This is a genomic window from Lutibacter sp. B1 (genome assembly GCF_012524075.1).
Classification (GTDB): Bacteria; Bacteroidota; Bacteroidia; order Flavobacteriales; family Flavobacteriaceae; genus Lutibacter.
This window is the reverse complement of sequence record NZ_JAAZUI010000025.1, coordinates 1-21,206: the sequence shown is the minus strand read 5'-3', so window position 1 is coordinate 21,206 and position 21,206 is coordinate 1. Positions and strand designations below refer to the sequence as shown.

The window sequence follows — 21,206 nt, the reverse complement described above, 5'->3', positions numbered from 1 at the left end:
AATAATAATAAATGTCGAAAAGAAAAAATATATATAAAAAGAAAGGAAATGTAATTAAAGATTTAACAAGAAAAATACTACAAATTTTAAATCAATCTCCTACTCAAAATTTTAATTATAAGCAAATATCTTCAAAATTAGATATTACTGATGCAAATGGTAGAAATCAAATAATAAAAAAATTAGAAGAGTTAAAAGCTCAGCAAAAAGTTAATGAAGTTGAAAAAGGAAAATTTCAAATAGTAGCACATAATAAGTACTTTATTGGAACTATGGATATTACCTCTAACGGTAATGGTTATTTTATTTGTGATGAGTTAGAACACGATATTTACATACCGGCTCGTAATTTAAACACTGCTTTAAATAAAGATACAGTTAAAATTTATTTATACAATCGCAAAAAAAATAGCAGAGAAGAAGGTGATGTTGTTGAAATTATTGAACGTGCAAAAACAGAATTTGTTGGAGTTTTACAATTGAACAAAAATTTTGGTTTTGTAATACCCGATGATTCTAAAATGTATGCTGATATTTTTATTCCGAAAAGTAAATTAAAAAATGCTGAACACGGAGTAAAAGTTTTAGCAAAAATGACAGATTGGCCCGATAATTCAAAAAATCCATTTGGAAAAATAGTTGAAGTTTTAGGAAAACCGGGAGATCATGATACAGAAATTCATTCTATTCTTTTAGAATATGGTTTACCCTATAAATTTCCTGAAAAAGTTGAAGCAGAAGCTTCTAAAATTTCTTTTGATATTACACCTTATGAAATTGAAAAACGTAGAGATATGCGCAATGTAACTACGTTTACAATTGATCCAAAAGATGCTAAAGATTTTGACGATGCTTTATCATTTAAAATATTAGAAAATGGAAATTATGAAATAGGAATACATATTGCAGATGTATCTCATTATGTGCAAGAAGATACTATTTTAGAGCAAGAAGCATACAACAGAGCAACATCGGTTTATTTGGTTGATAGAGTAGTGCCTATGTTGCCGGAAGTTTTATCTAACGGTGTATGTTCTCTTCGTCCAAATGAAGAAAAACTAACCTTTTCTGCTGTTTTTGAAATGAATGAAAAAGCACAAGTTATCAATCAATGGTTTGGTAGAACTATTACTTATTCTGACAAGCGATTTTCTTACGAAGAAGCTCAAGAAATAATAGAAACTAAAGCTGATATTGTTTCTGCTGAAATCTCATTGACAGGTAATGAATATAAAGTAGAACAAGAAATAGTAACATCAATTTTAAAATTAGACGAATTAGCCAAAATATTACGTAAAAAAAGATTACAGCAAGGTGCTATAACATTTGATAGAGTAGAGGTTAAATTTAATTTAGATGAAAATGCGGAACCTATTGGAGTATTTTTTAAAGAATCTAAAGATGCTAATAAACTTATTGAAGAGTTTATGCTTTTAGCCAACCGAAAAGTAGCTGAATTTATTGGAAGTAATAAAGGTGTTCCAAGCAAAAAAACGTTTGTTTACCGTATTCATGATGAGCCAAATATTGACAAACTAATGTCGTTGCAAACCATTGTTAGTAAATTTGGATATAAAAATAAAATTGATACTCAAACAAAAAAATCTACCTCAAGTTCATTAAATCAATTACTTAGTGATGTTCATGGAAAAGGTGAAGCTAATTTAATTGAAACTTTAACTGTAAGATCTATGAGCAAAGCCGAATATTCAACCCAAAATATTGGACATTATGGTTTAGCTTTTGATTACTACAGCCATTTTACATCACCTATTCGTAGATATCCTGATGTAATGACACACAGATTGTTACAACATTATTTGGATGGAGGAAAATCTCCTAAAGTAGAGATTTATGAAGAAAAATGTAAACATTCATCAGACATGGAACAATTAGCTTCAAATGCCGAGCGTGATTCTATTAAATATATGCAGGTAAAATATATGGAAAATCACAAAGATCAGGAATTTGAAGGTGTAATTTCGGGTGTTACCGAATGGGGTATTTATGTTGAAATAATTGAAAATAAATGTGAAGGAATGTGTAGAATTCGTGAAATTAAAGACGATTATTACATTTATGATGAAAAACAATACGCTTTAGTTGGGCAATCTACTAAAAACTTGTATCAATTAGGCGATCATGTTTTAATAAAAGTAAAACATACTGATTTAGAACGGAAACACTTAGATTTTACTTTACTTGAAAAGATTAATAAATAATTAGTAAAAAAGGTATAATTATTGTATAATTTTATACTTATAAAATAAAATGACATTTAAAATGAAAAAATTAACATTACTACTTATTTTATCTTGTACAATAACATTTGCACAAGAACCAATAACAACAAAATTAGGAGATTTTAATACTTTAAAAGTATTTAACGGTTTAACTGTTGAATTACAAAAATCATCCGAAGCAAAAATTGTAATTACAGGTTCTCAAGCAGATGATGTTTCTATAAAAAATTCTAATGGAGTATTAAAAGTAAGACTTAAATTTCCTGAAAGTTTTTCAGCAGAAAATGTAAAAATAGTTTTGTATTATACAAATAATATTGATGTTTTAGATGCTAATGAAGGTGGTAAAATTATTTCGGATGAAACTTTTTATCAACAGCATTTAGAAGTAAAAGTGCAAGAAGGTGCTAAAATTGAATTATCAATAGATGTAAAACATTTAACAATTAAAGCTGTTTCAGGTGGAATTATAGAATTGGAAGGAGTTACTGAAAATCAATCTATTGAAGCTACCACAGGTGCTATTTATGAAGCTTTCGATTTACAGAGTAAACAAACTTATGTGGTTGCAGCATCAGGCGCTAGAGTTGAAGTTAAAACAAGTGAAGTTTTAGATGCTAAAGTACGCTTTGGAGGTTCAATTTATTATAAAGGAGCTCCGGAAGTTTTAAAAACAAAAAAGGTTTTAGGAGGTACAATTAAAGATAAAAATTAAAAAAATCATAAAATTTTAAGCTAACTTATTAAAGTAAGTTTTGGTTTTGAATTAATTATTATCTTTGTAACACAAAATTATTAGAAATGAATGCACTTTATATATTTTTAGGAATGGTTGGTCCTTGGCAATGGATAATTATTGGTTTAGCAATTTTATTATTGTTTGGAGGTAAAAAATTACCTGAACTAATGAAAGGACTAGGTGGCGGAATTAAAGAATTTAAAAAAGCCACAAAAGATGACGATGAAGAAGAAAAAAAAATAGACGAAAAGAAATAACATTAAAATATTAAAACAAAAAAACCTGCGTAAATCGCAGGTTTTTTTGTTTATAACGAATGCTATTTTTTATCCGTATCTTTCTTTTTATTTGCATTTTTCATAGCTTCACCAATTTGGTTTGAAGCTGTAAATGAAGCCACCATATTGTTAAGCATATCACTTCCTGCTTGAGGTGAATTAGGTAACAAAATTAAGTTAGAATTTACGTGTTCACCAATACTTTGTAGTGTATCATAATGTTGTGTTACAACTATTAAAGCTGATGCTTCTTGTGAGTTAATACCTACATTATTTAACACATCAACCGATTCTTCTAAACCACGGGCAATTTCTCTACGTTGGTCGGCAATACCTTGACCCTGTAAGCGTTTACTTTCAGCTTCTGCCTTTGCTTTTTCAACAATCAAAATACGTTGTGCATCACCTTCAAATTGTGCAGCAACTTTTTCACGTTCGGCAGCATTAATTCTATTCATAGCGTGTTTAACCTGTGAATCAGGATCAATATCAGTAACTAAAGCTTTTACAATATCATAGCCATAATCCAACATTGCTTCTTTTAATTCTCGTTGAATGGCTAATGCAATATCGTCTTTTTTTTCAAAAACATCATCCAAAATCATTTTAGGTACTTCTGCACGTACAACATCAAAAATATAGGCTGTAATTTGTTCGTGCGGATTTTGAAGTTTATAAAAGGCATCATAAACTTTTTCACGTAAAATTTGAAATTGAACAGATATTTTTAGCTGTACAAAAACATCATCTTTTGTTTTGGTTTCAACAATTACATCTAATTGCTGGATACGTAAGCTTACACGACCTGAAACATTTTCTATTACAGGAATTTTAAAATTTAATCCTGGAGAATTAGATCGTACAAACTTCCCAAAGCGTTCAACAACAGCTACTGTTTGCTGTTTTACTACAAATAAACCTGATGCTATTAAAACAAGAATAACAAAAATGATAATGTAAGTGATAGGCATATTACAATTTTTTTAAAGAGTTAATTAATACACTAAAGATACATAATTAAAATGAAAACTTTTATCATTTAATTATTAGATATTATTCCTTAAATTTAAAAGGAAAATAAAATAATTCACAAAAAGTTAGATAACAAAATGAAACAAACTATCAGTTTTAAATTAAACGGTAAACCGTTATCTGTACTTGTTGATGGAGAAGAATCTCTTTTAACAGTTATAAGATCTTACTTAGACTATACAGGCACCAAGTATGGTTGTGGATTAGGCCAATGTGGAGCCTGTACTGTTTTAATTGACAACGAACCTGCACAATCGTGTATGACTTATATTGAAGATGTTGCAGGTAAAGAAATAATAACCATAGAAGGTCTTTCAGTAAATGGTAATCTTCACCCTATTCAAAAAGCATTTGTTGAGCACGATGCTTTACAGTGTGGATACTGTACATCTGGTATGATTATGAATGCTTATGGTTTATTATTACGTGACCCTGAACCTTCCCGTGAAAAAATTATTGAGGAAATGGAAGAAAATTTATGCAGATGTGGTTCTTATAACAGAATTATTGATGCTATTCAAACAGCAGCTCTAGAAATGAAATCAACAATGTAATTATGGATTCTAACAGTATAACTCAATTATATTTTAGTAATGTAGATCACCCAATTACTTACGACAGACGTAAGTTTTTAAAAAAATTAGGTAAAGGAATTATTGTTATTTTTTCTATAAACCATTTATCGCTACTTGAAGGATGGAGTCAAAATACTTTTGTTGAAGATGAAGATTTTAATGCTTTTTTAAGAGTAAAAGAAGATGGAAGAGTTGATTGCTATACAGGAAAAATTGAAATGGGACAAGGAGTTATAACTTCATTGGCTCAAGTTTTAGCTGAAGAATTAGAGGTTCCAATAACTTCAGTAGATATGATTATGGGCGATACTGACCTTTGTCCGTACGATGCAGGTACTTGGGGTTCACTTACAACGCGTTTTACCGATCCTGTAATAAGAGCAGCTGCAGCAGAGGCTCGTGAAATTTTAATCAGTCTGGCGGCAGAAAAATTAGGTGAAGCTGCTGAAAATTTACAAGCAGCCAATGGAACTATATTTGTAAAAGGCGATAAAAGTAAAACCATTACGTATGCCCAATTAACTAAAGGTAAAAAGATTGTAAAAAGCTTAACTAGGAAGCCTGAAATAAAAAAAGCAAAAGATTTTAACATTATTGGAAAACCTATATTGAGTCTTGATGCTGTTGCAAAAGTTACAGGTAAAGCAAAATATTCCGGAGATATAAAATTACCGGGTATGGTTTATGCATCTATCATTAGACCAAAAGTATATGGTTCAAAAAAAGTAAGTGTTGATAAAAGCGGATTGTCTCAATTTGAAGGAGCTGAATTATTAGAAGATGGAGATTTGGTAGCAGTAGTACATCTAGACCCTGAAATAGCTTCAAAAGCTTCAAAAAAAGTTAAAATTGAGTGGAAAGAACCTGAAGCAAAGGCAACTACTGAAACTATTTTTACCTATTTAGAAAATACTATTACCGAAAATGATGTTTTTGAAAAAGGAGGTAATTTAGAAGAAGGAAAAAAATCTTCATCAAAACTTATAAAAGGTAAATATTACGATGGCTACAAAGCGCATGCATCTATTGAGCCACATTGTGCAACCTGTTATTTTGAAGGTGATAAACTAATAATGTGGGCATCTTCACAAACACCTTTTGGAACACGAGCCGAATTAGCCAAAACTTTTGATATGCCTTTAGAAAATGTTCATATCAAACAGATTTTTTTAGGCGGAGGATTTGGTGGTAAAATATACAACCAACAAGCCGTTGAAGCTGCTAAGTTAGCTAAATTGTGTGGTAAACCGCTTCAATTGGTATGGACCAGGAAAGAAGAATTTATGTACGACAGGTTTAGACCGGCAGCGGTTATAAATGTTACATCCGGTGTAAATGCTAATGGGAAATTAAATTTGTGGGATTTTGATATTTATTGCGCAGGAACCAGAGGAACCAATCTTTTTTATGATATACCAAACAACAGAACAAGATTATTTAATCAGAATAATGTGCATCCTTTTGGTACAGGAGCTTGGAGAGCGCCCGGTAACAGTACAACCACTTTTGCTCGCGAATCTCATATTGATGTTACAGCTCACGCTTTAGGAGTTGATGCTTTAGAATTTAGGCTAAAAAATTTAAAAGATCAGAATATGGTTGCCACATTAAAACTGGCAGCAGAAACTTTTGGATGGAATAAAGAAAAACCTGAAGGACACGGTTATGGTATTGCTCTTGGTAAAGATGCAGGAACTTTGGTAGCGATTATAGCAGAGGTTTATGTTGATACAAATACCGGTGAAGTTACACCTATACGAATTGTTTGTGCTCAGGATATGGGTCAAGTTGTAAATCCGCATGGAGCAACAGTACAAACTGAAGGTGGTGTAACTATGGGAATTGGCTATGCTTTATATGAAGATATTGAATTTGAAGGAGGAAATGTTAAAACAACAAGTTTTAATAAATATCAAATAAATACATTTTCGCATACACCTAAAATTGAATGTGTTTTTATTGATAAAATGGATTCGAAGCCACAAGGAGGAGGAGAACCTGCCATTATTTGTGTTGGAGGAGCTATTGCAAATGCTGTTTTTGACGCTTGTGGTGCCAGAGTTAATCTTTTACCAATTTCACCTAAACGAATTTTAGAAAGTCTTAAATAATCATTAGTAACAAATATATTGAGTAAATTTAATATCTGATTTAAGTATTGAATTAGTATATTTATGCGGTATAAATTTTTTTAAATGAAAAAGGTAATAATAAGTATTATAGGTGCAATTTTGTTAGGTATAGTTTTATATGTCACAATAATTTATTATGTTACTTATAGTCAGGGGTATAGAGCAGGAGAATTGGTAAAATTCAGCCATAAAGGAATTGTTTTTAAAACGTGGGAAGGCGAAATTAGTCAAGGAGTTTCCGAAGGTCAAATATTTTATTTTTCAGTTGAAGATAAAGACAAAGAAGTTATCCAATTATTGCAAGATTTACAAGGTAAAAACGTAAAACTAACTTATAAAGAACGTTTTGGAACTTTTCCTTGGTTAGGAGATACAAAGTATTATGTAACGAAAGTTGAAAAAACCGAGTGATTTTGATGAATCAAATTTTTAAAACTCCACAAGACTCTGAAGTTATTTTAACAGAACTGATGTTGCCTTCATATTCAAATTTTAGTGGTAATATTCACGGTGGTTTTATTTTATCATTAATGGATCAAACTGCTTTTGCTTCAGCTTCTAAATTTTCAGGTCAATATTGTGTTACTGCTTCAGTAAACAGAGTTGATTTTTTAAATCCAATTGAGGTAGGAGAGTTGGTAACCATGAAAGCAAGAGTTAATTACGTTGGTAACACTTCAATGGTAGTTGGTATTAGGGTAGAATCACAAAACATTCAAACAGGAGAGATAAAACATTGTAATTCATCTTATTTTTCTATGGTTGCTAAAGATAAAGAAGGCAAAAATGTAAAAGTACCCGGTTTAATTATTTCTGATGAAACCGAATTACGACGTTTTTTACGCTCTATAAAGCATATAAAAATGCGTAATGAGCGTAAAATTGAATTTAGTGAAGAGAATTTTATATTAAAAGATTATAAGAAAGTATTAGAAGACTATAATGTAAAAATTGAGATATAAAAAAGCGTAACTCTAAACTTGTTTAGCTACGCTGAATCTTCTATTTCAGAATCTTATCATACAAATAGTCAATTATTATGAGAACCTGAAACAAGTTCAGGTTGACGTAAATTTTGGTTTTGATATCATTGACACTCTAAGCATAACGAAGAATATTTACGTTATAAATTAGATTCTTCATTTCAATTATTCAAATGATAAATGTTTTATAAAGTATCAATAGCCTTTTTAATTCTACTTAAAGTTTCTTCTTTTCCAATCATTTCAGCAATGTCAAATAGGTGAGGACCTTTCATTGCGCCAACCAAGCTTAATCTAAAAGGTTGCATTACCTTACCAAAACCAATTTCTTTAGATGTAATCCATTCTTTAACTATTAATTCAATAGTGTGAGAAGTAAAATCTTCAATGGTTGAAATAACAGAAATTAACTCTTTCATGAGTTCAGAAGTATCCTCTTTCCATTGTTTTTTAGCTGCTTTTTCATCGTATTGAGTTGGAGCTTCAAAAAAGAAACTGCTTAAATCCCAAAAATCGTACACAAAGGTAGCGCGCTCTTTAATTGACGAAACAACTTTGGTTATGTATTCCATATTAAATTCTTCGTTGTCATTACGAGGTGCGTAGCAACGTGGTAATCTCTCAACTTCAAGAGGTTGCTTCATTTCATTCGCAATGACGTGCTTTTTTAATATTGGTACAAAAAACTCGGCTAATTCTTCATCAGTTTTCAACATCATATATTGTTGATTGAACCATTTTGTTTTATCCGGACTAAACTTTGCGCCACTTTTACTTACACGTTCTAAGGTGAATGTTTTACATAAATCTTCTAAAGCAAAAATTTCTTGTTCGGTTCCCGGATTCCAGCCTAATAGAGCCAACATATTTATAAAAGCATCAGCAAAATATCCATCTTCTTTATATCCTCGTGAAATTTCTCCAGTTGCTTCGTTTTTATATTCTAAAGGAAATACCGGAAACCCTAATTTATCACCGTCACGTTTGCTTAATTTACCTTTGCCAACCGGTTTTAAAATTAAAGGCAAATGCGCAAATTCAGGAGCTTTCCAATTAAAAGCTTCATATAGAGCAATATGAAGTGGGAGAGAAGGTAACCATTCTTCACCTCTAATTACATGAGAAATTTCCATTAAATGATCGTCCACAATATTTGCTAAATGGTAGGTTGGCATTCCATCACTTTTAAATAAAATTTTATCGTCTAAAATTTCTTTTTTAAAAGACACATTACCTCTAATGATATCATTAACTTCAATAATTTCATTTTCACTTTCAGGTTCGTACATTTTAAATCGAACTACATAATTATCACCATTTACAATACGTTTTTCTACTTCTTCTTTTGAAAGTGAAATAGAATTGGTTAATTTTTCACGATTATGCCAGTTATAAATAAAAGTTTTACCTTTTTCTTCGTGATCTTTTCTATGAAAATCTAAATCTTCGGCGGTATCAAAAGCATAATAAGCTTTTCCTTTAGCAATTAATTCTTCAGCATATTTTTTATAGATATGTTTACGTTCAGATTGGCGATAAGGTCCAAACTTTTCATTTTTACCGGGTCCTTCATCAAATGGGATGTTACACCAGTTCAATGCATCAATTATATATTGTTCGGCATTGGCTACATAACGAGTTTGATCTGTATCTTCTATTCGTAAAATAAAAGTGCCGCTATGTTTTTTAGCAAATAAATAGTTAAAAAGAGCAGTTCTAACACCGCCAATATGTAAAGGTCCTGTTGGACTTGGAGCAAATCGCACTCTAACGTTATTCATTTTTCCTTGTTTTAAAGTGCAAATATAATTTATCGAAAGCAATAACAGAATTATATAACAAAAAAAGGTTGCCAAGGAAGACAACCTTTAAAATCAGCCCAATAAATGATTTTAAGTACCCTTTGAATGATTTCAAAGAATGTGGTTAGTAAGGAAAGGAGACACTAAGAAGTAATCTTTTATAAGTTTATATTTTAATGTTTTTTTCAAAGTCTTTTTGATTTTCTGAACTACTTATTACTTTATTTAGCATATAAAAATTTAACCCGATAACTAAAAGGATTAAAAATACGATTCCAAATAACTGGACCTTTCTATTTGTAAACTTATTTTCAGTAATCATTTTATTTCATTTTAAATACTGTATAAATGTACTCTCAATAAAACAACTTACTTTAGGTGTAAACCCTTTTTTTTGAAGGGGAAATATCCCCTTATTTTTTAATTTTAAAAACGTAAAAAAAAGAGTAACTTTAAACATTAACTTTTTAAATTTTATTAAAATGAAAAAAATTACATCTACTGAGGCAAAAGAATTGAATAATAATTTTGTAAAAACTCGATCTCTAGCGATCGATAATGCTATCGGAAAAAAAGATGCACTTTCAAGCTGGTTTTCATTACAGGAACTAAAAGATTATATTAAGTATGTTGAAGATGAAGGTAAGTTAAAGGGAATTGATATAAGTGGTTTAAGAGTTTATTTTGGTGCGTATCCAGAAAAGGATAAAAAACCTAGTAAAAAGAACTTTTCTACTGTCTTTTTTGTTCCTACCAAGCTAAAAGCAGGAAGTAATCTAAAAGATGGATTAGTAGTAAGTGGTGATAATGCGGATATTGAAGTTATTGATGGGTTAAATGGCGGTTCATTAGGAAACCCTCCTTCTGCTACATATCCTCAGTAATAGTTTTGACATATTCAATTTTTATTTATCCAGTATTATATTTTGTCACAATTATTTTTGGAATACTTAATTATGAAAAAATTAGACATAGTTTTTATTTAAAGTTATTTCTAATTTTTTTAATGTATTCATTATTAACTGAGTTAGTTGCGTATTACATAGGTGTAGTTCATAAAAAAAATTCATTCTATGTATTTAATATTTGGAATTTTGTAAATAGCTACTTTTATTTGTTCTTTTTTTTAGGGATTATAAAAAATAGTTATAAAAGGAACCTTATTAAAATATTAATTTTAGTTTATACCCTTATTTCAATAATAGATATAGTATTTTTTACTGATTTCTTAACGAAAAGCTTAAATAATAATATAATTATTGCAAGTTTTATTTTAGTAATTACTATAGTAATTTATTATTCTGAATTATTACAAAACGATATTATTTTAAATTTAAAATATTCAATTTTTTTTTGGATTAGTATTGGAGTTTTATTTTTTAATATAGGCTTTATACCTGTAATTGTATTTGCTGAATATATATCGTATAGTGGAGTGTTTAGATATATTACTATTGCGTTAAATATTATTATGAATTTATGTTTTATCATTGGTTTCATAGTAAGTAAGAAACAATATAATATCTAAATTTGTTTTCAATAAATGCTTAACTCATAATAATTATTTATGATTCCAAAATATATTTATGTACTAATTTATTTTATTAGTGTAATTATTGGGATACTTAATTTCAAAAAAATAAAAGGCACTAAAGTTAGTTACTTTTTATATATTTTAATTTTGGGTTTAATAACCGAATCATTAGGATATTATATAGGTTATTATACTCAGAATAGAAATACTTTCCCTATTTATAATACATATTACGGTATTAGTTTTTCTATCTATTTTTTATTTTATAAAAGTTTTATAAAAAATAAAATTAAAAAGAAATTAATTATGTTTTTTTTAATTAGCTTTTTAATTTTTGGTATCATAAATTATACATTTATACAAACATCTTTTTTTAATTTTCAGTTGAATACTTTTATTTATGGTTTTTTTTGTTTTATAGTTATCATAAACATTTATTTATTTGATATTTTAAATAGTGATGTTATTTTAAATATAAAATATGTACTATTATTTTGGATAAGTATAGGTAACCTTTTGTTTTTTATAGGTTGGTTACCAGTATTTGTTTTGTCAAAATATTTAAATTATGATGGTATTTGGGATTATATAACTTTAACATTAAATATAATTATGCATATATGCTTTATACTTGGCTTTTTATTAACTAAAAAAGAGTATAATATTTAAATTTGTTTCCAATATATACATGCGCGGCAATTTATTTTGTTACTATTTTAGTTGGTATTTTAAGTTATAAAAAGTATTCTCACAACTTACAATTAAGGTTATTTTTATATTTTTTGGATTAGTATTGGGGTTTTGTTTTTTAATATAGGTTCTGTGCCAGTTTTTTTAATTGCTGAATATATATTGTATAAAGGTATGTTTAGATATATTACATTTGGATTAAATATATTAATGATTAAGTTTTATAATGGGTTTTTTACTAAGTGAAAAACGCTATAATAATTAAAATTATGGATCAAGAAGAAATACAAGTACTCATATTAGTTACTACCATTATAGTTTTAATACTGGCAATTACTTTAATTGTATTTTTCTTTTATTTTCAGCAGAAAAAAACCGATTTTTTAATTAAACAACATGAAACTCAAAAGCGTTTTGAAGAAGAAATTAATAAATCAAAATTAGAAATTCAAGAACAAGCATTACAAAACATAAGCTGGGAAATTCATGATAATATAGGCCAACTTCTTTCTGTGGCTAAAATGCAGTTGAATATGATTCAATATGGCTTACCGGAAGAACAACAGATTAAAATAGCCGAAACCGGAGATATTGTAGGAAAAAGTTTGCAGGAACTTCGTGGTTTAGCAAAATCATTAAATCCTGAAACAATCAAAAATAAAGGTTTAATTAATTCTATTAAACTTGAAATTGAACGTTATAATCGTTTAAATGTTATTAATGCTTCATTTAATTTGTCTGATCATGTATTTGAGCTTTCAAATGAAAAAGAAATAATTCTATTTAGAATTTTACAAGAATTTTCTAATAATACCTTAAAATACTCCAAAGCTAAAAATTTGAATATAGAATTAAAATATACTGATAATCAGTTAGATATATGCGCTAAAGACGATGGAATTGGATTTGATGTACAAGATACAGCTAGCCATAAAGGTATAGGTTTAACTAATATGAAAAGTCGAGCTAATTTAATTGGTGCAAAATTAGATTTAAAATCTGTTCCAAATAAAGGAACTATGTTATATATTAGTTGTCCTAAATAACACCTCAGCCCAAATAAAGTTATAAATGGATGGAATTAATATAATTATTGTTGATGATCATTTACTTTTTTCACAAGCACTCAACGGATTAGTTTCCAATTTTAAAGAGTTTAATGTAGTAGAAGTTTTATCTAACGGTAAAGAACTCATTGATTATTTTTCTAAAGGAAATAAGCATCCTCAAATTGTATTAATGGATATTCAGATGCCTCAAATAAATGGCATTGAAGCTACACAATGGTTAAAGGAAAATCATCCCCAAATCAAAGTATTGGCTTTATCTATGGAGTGTGAGGAAGATACTATTTTAAGAATGCTAAGAGCCGGGGCAAAAGGTTATTTATTAAAAGATATTCACCCGGATATACTATACCATGCTTTAAAAGAAGTACACTCAAACGGATTTTACTATACCGAAAATATTGCAAATACACTTTTAAATTCAATTAGTACAAAAGAAAAGAAATCTTCTATTAAGCTTAAAGACAGAGAATTGGAATTTTTAAAATTAGCTTGTACCGAAAAAACTTACAGGGAAATTGCCGAAGCCATGTTTTTAAGCCCAAAAACAGTTGAAAACTATAGAGAAGTACTGTTTGATAAAATTGGTGCAAAAACACGTATTGGTCTTGTTTTATACGCTATTAAAGAAAAAATAGTAATTCTGTAATTTGATTTTATTTATTTTTAACTTTAGCCATAAGTAAAAAATAAGTAATTGAGCAATTTTCAACACATACAAGCAAAGCTTCATCAGTTTATTAGTAAATATTATATTAATGAACTTATTAAAGGTATGCTATTGTTTTTTACAATAGGGTTTCTTTATTTTATTTTTACACTTTTAGTTGAATATTTTTTATGGTTAAAACCTATTTTAAGAACCATGTTGTTTTGGGTTTTTATTTTGGTTGAAGTTGTATTATTAGTTGTTTATATACTGTTTCCTTTATTTAAATTATCGGGTTTAAAAAAGGGAATTACAGCGTTTGAAGCTTCAAAGATTATAGGAGATCATTTTCCTGAAGTTAAAGATAAGTTATTGAATATGTTGCAATTACAAAATATTCAACAAAGTTCAGAACTTATTGAAGCCAGTATTGAGCAAAAATCAAAAGAACTAAATCCTATTCCGTTTAAAAGAGCAATTGATTTTTCAAAAAATAAAAAATACTTAAAATATGCCATAATTCCTGTTTTTATTTGGCTACTAACCTATATTACTGGTAATATTTCGGTTTTTAATGATAGTTTAACTAGAGTTGTACATCATAAAAAAGAGTACGAACCTCCGGCACCTTTTTCTTTCAAAGTATTGAATGAAAGTTTAAATGTTATTGAAGGAAATCCTTTTACTTTAGAAATTGAAACTATTGGAAATACTATTCCAGAAGATGCAAAAATATATTTTGATAATGAAAATTATTATTTGGAAAATAAGCGAAACGGAAAATTTCAATACAATTTTGTAAGTATTAAAAAGCCAATAAATTTTACTTTAAAAGCAAATAATGTAGCATCTAAAACATATACCATAAACAGTATAGCTACACCTGTAATTACTAATTTAAAAATGGATATAAATTATCCTTTTTATACCGGAAAAAAAGATGAAGTAATTCAAAATACAGGGAATATTATTGTTCCACAAGGAACTAAAATTAAATGGAATGTACAAACGCATCAAACAAATAAGGTTTTATTTAATTCAAGTGAAGAACAACCAGCCAATTTTACCAAAACAGATTCTGATTCGTATAGTTATTCTCAGCAAGTTTTTAAATCAATCAATTATAAAATATCAACATCAAACCAACAGCTTTCTAATTATGAATCTTTAAACTTTACAATACAAGTTGTAGCTGATGAATTTCCTAAAATTATTGTAAAATCGGATATTGATTCAATTAGCAGAGGTCCAGCGCAGTTTATTGGTCAAATAAGTGATGATTATGGTGTTCATAAACTTCAGTTAGTGTATTATGATAAAGAAAATAAAAATGACCCTAAAAAGCATTTAATCAAAGTTTCAAAATCAACATTTTCCGATTTTTATTATGTTTTTCCTGAAGGAATTACAATTGAACCGGGTATTGAGTACGAAATGTATTTTAAAGTGTTTGATAACGATGCCGTTAATGGAAATAAAAACACCAAAAGTCGTACGTTTAGTTACTATAATAAAACTTCAGAAGAACTTAAAGAGGACTTATTGAAAGAGCAGAAAGAAACTATAAACACTATTTCTAAAACTATCGAAAAATCTAAGAAATCTAATTCTGAAATTGATAATTTCAAAAATGAACTTCAAAAAAAATCTGATTTAGATTGGAATGATACTAAAAAATTAGAAGAGTTTATTAAAAGACAAACGCAATATCAAAAGATGTTTCAAAAGCAGACAAATGATTTAGAAAAGAATTTAAACGAACAGCCTGAAAATAAAGATTTACAGGAAAAGAAAGAAGATTTGCAGAAGCGTATTGAAGAAACCAAAAAGTTGGCAGAACAGGAAAAAATGTTAGAAGAGTTAAAGGAGTTAACGGACAAATTAAAAAAAGAAGATTTAGTTGAAAAGTTAAAGGAAATGTCTAAAAAAAATAAGCAAAACGAGCAAAGTTTAGAGCGTATTTTGGAACTCACCAAACGGTTTTATGTTGAGCAAAAAGCCAATCAGATTTCAGAAAAATTAGATGAATTAGCAAAAAAACAAGAAGAAATTTCTAATGAGAATAATGAAGAAAATTCAGTAGAAAAGCAGCAAGAAATAAATAAAGAATTTGATGCTATTAAAAATGATTTTAAAGAACTTGATTCTCAAAATAAAGAGCTTAAAAGACCAATGAAACTTCCTGAACATAATCAGGACACTCAAGATATAAATAATGATTTAAATAAGGCTTTAGACGAATTAAATAATCAAGAAAAAAGTAAAGCACAAAAAAGTCAAAAAGCTGCTTCTAAAAAAATGCAGCAACTTAGTAAAAGTATGAAGCAGTCTATGGAAGCAATGGAAGGTGAGTCAATTGATGAGAATATTGATGATTTACGTAAAATTGTTGAAAATTTGATTGAATTTTCGTTTGATCAAGAGCGTTTATTAGAGAAATTTTCATCTATTGATAATAACAATGCCGAGTATCCTAAAAATTTAAAACAACAATATGTTTTAAAAGAGTATTTTGAGCATATTGATGATAGTTTGTATATGCTTTCATTAAGAGTTGTAAAAATGAGCAGTATGATTCAAAAAGAAGTTTCTGATGCTCATTACAATTTAGATGAAGCTTTAGCTAATTTTACCGATAATAGATTTCAACAAGGAATATCCAATCAACAATTTGTAATTACTGCAGCAAATAATTTGGCAAATTCTTTGAGCGATTTACTTGAAAGTTTAATGAATGCTTCACCTAGTTTTGGCAAAGGTAAAGGCAATTCGCAAGAGTTTAGTTTGCCTGATATTATACAACAGCAAGGAGATCTTATTGATAAAATGAAAGAAGGTTTAAAGGAAGGAGAAAAGTCGGGGAAAGATGGTGAGCAACAAAGCGATGAACTTTACGAAATTTACAAACAGCAATCTCAATTACGAGAATTATTAAAAGATATTTTGGGATATAATAAAGGCGATTCCAAAAAGAATGGTGCAGGTGATATAGATAAACAAATGGAAGAGTTGGAAAAAGAAATGCTTGAAAAAGGATTTTCACCGGAGATTATTAAAAAAATGGAACAACTTAATTACGAATTGTTAAAATTAGAAAAAGCTACTTTAGAGCAAGGTGAAGATACTAAACGAAAATCTGAAACCAATAAAATAGATTTTGAAAAAAGAAATATTGATAAAATTAAACTTCAAAATCAGTATTTTAATTATAATGAAATATTAAACAGACAATCATTACCTTTGCGCACAATTTATCAAAAGAAGGTACAAGAGTATTTTAAAACAACGGAATAATAATAATTAATATTATGATTTTATTTAATTACGAAACCGATTTTAAACTTACTGATGAGAGTAGTGTTAAAAAATGGATTTCTAGCTGTATAGATTCTTACGGATTTACTGAAGGTGAAATCAATTACATTTTTTGTAACGATGAGTATTTGCATAAATTAAATGTTCAGTTTTTAAGTCACGATACATTAACAGATATTATCAGTTTTGATTATACACTTGGAAAGCTAATTAGTGGAGATATTTTTATTTCTGTAGAAAGAGTTAAAGAAAATGCAATAGAATTATCACAAACATTTGATAATGAATTACATAGAGTAATTATTCATGGTGTTTTACATTATTTGGGCTTTACTGATAAAACTGAAGAAGGTAAATTAGAAATGCGAAATGAAGAAGATAAATGTTTAAAGTTATTTAAAACTAAATAATGTTCCACGTGGAACAAAATATGTAAAATTATGTTTGATACGGTTTATGATGTTATAGTAGTTGGTGGTGGGCATGCTGGTGGTGAAGCTGCAGCAGCAAGTGCTAATATGGGCGCAAAAACATTGCTTATTACAATGAATTTGCAAAACATTGCGCAAATGAGCTGCAATCCTGCTATGGGAGGAATAGCAAAAGGACAAATTGTAAGAGAGATAGATGCTTTAGGTGGTTATAGCGGTATTGTTACGGATAAAACGGCTATTCAGTTTAAAATGTTGAATAAATCAAAAGGACCCGCAATGTGGAGCCCAAGAGCTCAAAGTGATAGAATGCGTTTTGCTGAATGTTGGAGAACTATGTTGGAACAAACAGAGAAAGTAGATTTTTATCAAGATACGGTTAATGGGTTGTTGTTTGAAGGTGATAAAATTATTGGGGTTAAAACTTCTTTAGGAATTGAAATTAAATCTAAAACAGTAATAATTACGGCCGGAACTTTTTTAAATGGATTAATTCATATTGGTAATAAAACTTTTGGTGGAGGTAGAGTGGGAGAAAGAGCGGCAACAGGTATTACTGAAGATTTGGTTAAAGTGGGTTTTGAAGCGGGAAGAATGAAGACCGGAACACCACCACGTGTTGATGGCAGATCTTTAGATTTTTCAAAAATGATTGAACAGCCCGGTGATGAAAACCCTGAAAAATTTTCATATTTATCAATCACAAAACCTTTAGAAAAGCAACGTTCTTGTTATATGAGTTATACTTCTTTAGAAGTACATGATTTGTTAAGAACGGGTTTTGACAGATCTCCAATGTTTAATGGTAGAATAAAAAGTATTGGGCCTAGATATTGTCCTTCTATTGAAGATAAAATTAATCGTTTTTCAACAAAAGACCGACATCAAATTTTTGTTGAACCTGAAGGTTGGGATACTGTTGAGGTTTATGTAAATGGTTTTTCAACTTCGTTACCTGAAGATGTACAAGATAAAGCATTACGTAAAGTTGCCGGTTTTGAAAATGTGAAATTTTTCAGATATGGATATGCTATTGAATATGATTATTTCCCGCCAACACAATTAACGCATACTTTAGAAACAAAGCTGATTAAAAACTTATATTTCGCAGGTCAAATTAATGGTACTACAGGTTATGAAGAAGCGGCAGCCCAAGGTTTAATGGCAGGTATAAATGCTGCTTTAAATGTGCAAAATAGAAAGCCTTTTATATTGAAAAGAAACGATGCTTATATAGGTGTTTTAATTGATGATTTAATTACTAAAGGAACTGAAGAGCCTTATAGAATGTTTACTTCACGAGCTGAATATAGAACGTTATTAAGGCAAGATAATGCAGATTTAAGACTTACACCTTTGTCTTATGAATTAGGTTTGGCTTCAAAAGAACGCATGGACAGGGTAATTGAAAAACAAGAAAAAACAGATTTGTTTGTTAAGTTTTTACAAGAAACCAGCATTAAGCCCGAAGTGATAAATCCTATTTTAGAAGAAAATAATACAGCTGTTATTAATCAATCAATGAAGCTTTTTAAAATAGCAGCAAGGCCTCAATTAAACTTTAATGATATCAGAAAAATCCCAAAAGTAAAAACCTTTATTACAAAGAATAATATAGATTATGAGATTATAGAGCAGACTGAAATTCATGTAAAATATGCAGGTTATATTGAAAAAGAAAAAAATCAGGCCGATAAATTAAATAGGCTAGAGAATGTTCTGATTCCTTCAAATTTTGATTATTCTAAAGTTAAATCCTTATCAATTGAAGCGCGTCAAAAACTAACTAAAATTCAGCCGGCAACCATTTCTCAAGCAAGTAGAATTAGTGGTGTTTCTCCAAGCGATGTTTCAGTTTTATTGGTGTATATGGGAAGATAAAGTTGAGTGTTCCACGTGGAACATAGTATCAAATTCGAATAAGTTTAAATAACAGATGAGTAGAAATAAGGATGTTTTTTTAACGTGTCTTGATTATACAGTATCAAATAAAAAGTTTGATTTGCTATATAATAGCAAGTTTGAAATGCTCGAAACTTTTCCTAAACCTGAACCTGAAGAGCTACCTTTTTATTACGAGAGTGAAGATTATATTTCTCATACTGATTCAAAAAAATCATTAATAGAAAAGCTGTATCAAATTGTAAAAAAATATGCTTTACATAAAAAGCTGATGCTTATTAATTCATTCAATACAGACGGAAAAAATATTTTAGATGTAGGGTGTGGCACAGGTGATTTTTTGTTTACTTGTAAAAATAATAATTGGGATGTAGTTGGAGTAGAACCAAATGATAAAGCCCAAAAAAATGCCAAAAATAAACTAGGCGAAAACACAAAAATTTATTCTAACATTGATGAATTAGACAACAAGTTTGATGTAATAACTTTATGGCATGTTTTAGAACACGTTCCTAATTTAGATGAATATATTTCAAAATTAAAAACCTTGTTAAAACCAAATGGAGTTTTGGTAATTGCGGTTCCTAATTTTAAAAGTTTTGATGCAAACCATTACAAACAATTTTGGGCCGCTTTTGATGTGCCAAGACATTTGTGGCATTTTTCTAAAAAATCTATTCAACTACTTTTTGAAAAGCAAAAAATGGACGTTGTAAAAATCCTTCCAATGAAGTTTGATTCTTTTTATGTTTCCTTATTAAGCGAAAAATATAAAACAGGAAATAACAATTTTTTTAAAGCTTTTTGTTTAGGTTTACTTTCAAATATTAAAGCATCCACTTCAAAAGAGTATTCGTCTTTAATTTATATCATTAAAAACGTTTAAAAATCATTTTAAAGCGATTTAAGAGCTTTTCTGAGCATTTGGAGTACTTTGATATTTAAATTTCAAAATAACATTCTAAAATTGATTTTTATCGATATATTTTAATAGAAATAAATTATAATAGTTGTAATGATAATAAATTAAGTTAATACTTAAAAATATTTTATCAATCTATCTTTTTTGTTTATATATTCGCAGCAATTTTTAAACAACAAACCAAAACAAATTAAAATGAAAAAATTAGTAATCGTTGTTTTTGCAATTCTACTTGCATCTTGTACTCAAACTAAAATTGCTTATATTGATGTTGAAGTTATAATGAAAGATTATAAAGCCACAAAAGCTTTAGAAGATAAGTTAAAAGCAAAACAAGAAATAATGGCTAAAGAATTGGATAGCTTACAAGGTCCTTTTCAATTAAAAGTACAAAAATACTATCAAGAAGCACAAAGAATGTCAGCTCAAAAAAGAGCAGAAACAGAACAGGCTTTACAACAAGAACAACAGTTTTTACAAGGAAAACAACAACAGGCTTCTCAAGAATTACAAAAAGAAAATCAAGAGAATAGCGAAGCTATCACTAAAAAGGTTGACAGTTTTGTTGCTGAATACGCTAAAACAAAAGGTTATAAATTAATATTAGGAACATCGGGTAAAGGTACTGTTATGTATGGTGATGAAACCTTAAATGTAACTAAAGATATTTTAGACATTTTAAATGAAGATTTCTCTAAAGAATAGTTTAAATTGCTAAAAATCAAATAATTAAACCCTTTAATTTTATTAAAGGGTTTTTTATTTTCAAAATTTTTAAGCTAATTTAACGTGAGTTCGATATAACTAAAAAGATAAATAAAGTTGCTTAGTATCCACAAAATTATTTTTAAGAGAAGGTTTTTTGTCTTTAAAATTATAAGCTATTAATGCAGTAAAGATGTTATTGAAATA

The 21,206-nt window shown here is 28.6% G+C and carries 17 protein-coding genes; 15 read left to right on the top strand and 2 right to left on the bottom strand.

From position 1 onward, the window contains the following. Positions 1–11: 11 nt before the first annotated feature. The 3 genes from rnr to tatA all read left to right on the top strand — a co-directional run bounded on the left by rnr (position 12) and on the right by tatA (position 3,239). Positions 12–2,222: a ribonuclease R gene (rnr, locus tag HGB55_RS12980; RefSeq protein ID WP_168817322.1), complete on the top strand. Its 2,211-nt coding sequence runs from the start codon at positions 12–14 to the stop codon at positions 2,220–2,222. A gap of 61 nt (positions 2,223–2,283) precedes the next feature. Then, a complete protein-coding gene (locus HGB55_RS12975) occupies positions 2,284–2,958 on the top strand; it encodes a head GIN domain-containing protein (protein WP_168817321.1) in 675 nt (224 codons plus the stop codon). Positions 2,959–3,044: 86 nt separating this feature from the next. Continuing rightward, complete coding sequence (tatA, locus tag HGB55_RS12970; protein ID WP_168817320.1) at positions 3,045–3,239, top strand: twin-arginine translocase TatA/TatE family subunit; 195 nt, start codon at positions 3,045–3,047, stop codon at positions 3,237–3,239. A 62-nt stretch (positions 3,240–3,301) separates the two neighbouring features. Here tatA and HGB55_RS12965 read toward each other — a convergent pair whose 3' ends face one another. Continuing rightward, positions 3,302–4,231, bottom strand: a complete 930-nt coding sequence (locus HGB55_RS12965; protein ID WP_168817319.1) for an SPFH domain-containing protein — start codon at positions 4,229–4,231, stop codon at positions 3,302–3,304. Positions 4,232–4,369: 138 nt separating this feature from the next. Here HGB55_RS12965 and HGB55_RS12960 point away from each other — a divergent pair, with 138 nt between their 5' ends. The 4 genes from HGB55_RS12960 to HGB55_RS12945 all read left to right on the top strand — a co-directional run bounded on the left by HGB55_RS12960 (position 4,370) and on the right by HGB55_RS12945 (position 7,961). Next, the gene (locus tag HGB55_RS12960; RefSeq protein ID WP_168817318.1) at positions 4,370–4,846 is read left to right on the top strand and encodes a (2Fe-2S)-binding protein; all 477 of its coding nucleotides are present in this window, start codon (positions 4,370–4,372) and stop codon (positions 4,844–4,846) included. 2 nt (positions 4,847–4,848) lie between these two features. After that, positions 4,849–6,978 carry a xanthine dehydrogenase family protein molybdopterin-binding subunit gene (locus HGB55_RS12955; RefSeq protein WP_168817317.1) on the top strand — a complete coding sequence of 710 codons (2,130 nt, stop codon included), beginning with the start codon at positions 4,849–4,851 and terminating at the stop codon, positions 6,976–6,978. Between the two features lie 84 nt (positions 6,979–7,062). Then, positions 7,063–7,410 carry a 6-phosphogluconate dehydrogenase gene (locus HGB55_RS12950; RefSeq protein WP_168817316.1) on the top strand — a complete coding sequence of 116 codons (348 nt, stop codon included), beginning with the start codon at positions 7,063–7,065 and terminating at the stop codon, positions 7,408–7,410. A 5-nt stretch (positions 7,411–7,415) separates the two neighbouring features. After that, positions 7,416–7,961 (top strand): acyl-CoA thioesterase, encoded by a 546-nt coding sequence (locus tag HGB55_RS12945; protein ID WP_168817315.1) that lies wholly within the window; start codon positions 7,416–7,418, stop codon positions 7,959–7,961. A gap of 206 nt (positions 7,962–8,167) precedes the next feature. On the opposite strand, the gene gltX is transcribed toward HGB55_RS12945, so the two are convergent. Continuing rightward, a complete protein-coding gene (gltX, locus tag HGB55_RS12940) occupies positions 8,168–9,763 on the bottom strand; it encodes a glutamate--tRNA ligase (RefSeq protein ID WP_168817314.1) in 1,596 nt (531 codons plus the stop codon). A gap of 503 nt (positions 9,764–10,266) precedes the next feature. Here gltX and HGB55_RS12935 point away from each other — a divergent pair. The 8 genes from HGB55_RS12935 (at position 10,267) to HGB55_RS12900 (ending at position 20,999) form a co-directional block, all read left to right on the top strand. After that, positions 10,267–10,668, top strand: coding sequence for a hypothetical protein (locus HGB55_RS12935; RefSeq protein ID WP_168817313.1), 402 nt, complete (start codon positions 10,267–10,269; stop codon positions 10,666–10,668). Positions 10,669–12,277: 1,609 nt separating this feature from the next. Continuing rightward, a complete protein-coding gene (locus HGB55_RS12930) occupies positions 12,278–13,054 on the top strand; it encodes a sensor histidine kinase (RefSeq protein ID WP_168817312.1) in 777 nt (258 codons plus the stop codon). A 25-nt stretch (positions 13,055–13,079) separates the two neighbouring features. Then, complete coding sequence (locus HGB55_RS12925; protein ID WP_168817311.1) at positions 13,080–13,724, top strand: response regulator transcription factor; 645 nt, start codon at positions 13,080–13,082, stop codon at positions 13,722–13,724. 48 nt (positions 13,725–13,772) lie between these two features. Continuing rightward, positions 13,773–17,018 carry a DUF4175 family protein gene (locus HGB55_RS12920; protein WP_168817310.1) on the top strand — a complete coding sequence of 1,082 codons (3,246 nt, stop codon included), beginning with the start codon at positions 13,773–13,775 and terminating at the stop codon, positions 17,016–17,018. Positions 17,019–17,032: 14 nt separating this feature from the next. Further along, positions 17,033–17,449, top strand: a complete 417-nt coding sequence (ybeY, locus tag HGB55_RS12915) for an rRNA maturation RNase YbeY (RefSeq protein ID WP_168817309.1) — start codon at positions 17,033–17,035, stop codon at positions 17,447–17,449. Positions 17,450–17,479: 30 nt separating this feature from the next. After that, entirely contained in the window at positions 17,480–19,351 is a 1,872-nt protein-coding gene (gene mnmG / locus HGB55_RS12910; RefSeq protein WP_168817308.1) for a tRNA uridine-5-carboxymethylaminomethyl(34) synthesis enzyme MnmG, read from the top strand. A 55-nt stretch (positions 19,352–19,406) separates the two neighbouring features. Continuing rightward, entirely contained in the window at positions 19,407–20,258 is an 852-nt protein-coding gene (locus tag HGB55_RS12905; protein WP_168817307.1) for a bifunctional 2-polyprenyl-6-hydroxyphenol methylase/3-demethylubiquinol 3-O-methyltransferase UbiG, read from the top strand. Between the two features lie 231 nt (positions 20,259–20,489). Continuing rightward, the gene (locus HGB55_RS12900; RefSeq protein WP_168817306.1) at positions 20,490–20,999 is read left to right on the top strand and encodes an OmpH family outer membrane protein; all 510 of its coding nucleotides are present in this window, start codon (positions 20,490–20,492) and stop codon (positions 20,997–20,999) included. Positions 21,000–21,206: the final 207 nt, after the last annotated feature.

Bases quoted from the DNA above. Each gene is read 5' to 3' on its own strand.
- rnr (WP_168817322.1), top strand. From the start codon at position 12: ATGTCGAAAAGAAAAAATATATATAAAAAGAAAGGAAATGTAATTAAA.
- HGB55_RS12975 (WP_168817321.1), top strand. From the start codon at position 2,284: ATGAAAAAATTAACATTACTACTTATTTTATCTTGTACAATAACATTT.
- tatA (WP_168817320.1), top strand. From the start codon at position 3,045: ATGAATGCACTTTATATATTTTTAGGAATGGTTGGTCCTTGGCAATGG.
- HGB55_RS12965 (WP_168817319.1), bottom strand. From the start codon at position 4,231: ATGCCTATCACTTACATTATCATTTTTGTTATTCTTGTTTTAATAGCA.
- HGB55_RS12960 (WP_168817318.1), top strand. From the start codon at position 4,370: ATGAAACAAACTATCAGTTTTAAATTAAACGGTAAACCGTTATCTGTA.
- HGB55_RS12955 (WP_168817317.1), top strand. From the start codon at position 4,849: ATGGATTCTAACAGTATAACTCAATTATATTTTAGTAATGTAGATCAC.
- HGB55_RS12950 (WP_168817316.1), top strand. From the start codon at position 7,063: ATGAAAAAGGTAATAATAAGTATTATAGGTGCAATTTTGTTAGGTATA.
- HGB55_RS12945 (WP_168817315.1), top strand. From the start codon at position 7,416: ATGAATCAAATTTTTAAAACTCCACAAGACTCTGAAGTTATTTTAACA.
- gltX (WP_168817314.1), bottom strand. From the start codon at position 9,763: ATGAATAACGTTAGAGTGCGATTTGCTCCAAGTCCAACAGGACCTTTA.
- HGB55_RS12935 (WP_168817313.1), top strand. From the start codon at position 10,267: ATGAAAAAAATTACATCTACTGAGGCAAAAGAATTGAATAATAATTTT.
- HGB55_RS12930 (WP_168817312.1), top strand. From the start codon at position 12,278: ATGGATCAAGAAGAAATACAAGTACTCATATTAGTTACTACCATTATA.
- HGB55_RS12925 (WP_168817311.1), top strand. From the start codon at position 13,080: ATGGATGGAATTAATATAATTATTGTTGATGATCATTTACTTTTTTCA.
- ybeY (WP_168817309.1), top strand. From the start codon at position 17,033: ATGATTTTATTTAATTACGAAACCGATTTTAAACTTACTGATGAGAGT.
- mnmG (WP_168817308.1), top strand. From the start codon at position 17,480: ATGTTTGATACGGTTTATGATGTTATAGTAGTTGGTGGTGGGCATGCT.
- HGB55_RS12905 (WP_168817307.1), top strand. From the start codon at position 19,407: ATGAGTAGAAATAAGGATGTTTTTTTAACGTGTCTTGATTATACAGTA.
- HGB55_RS12900 (WP_168817306.1), top strand. From the start codon at position 20,490: ATGAAAAAATTAGTAATCGTTGTTTTTGCAATTCTACTTGCATCTTGT.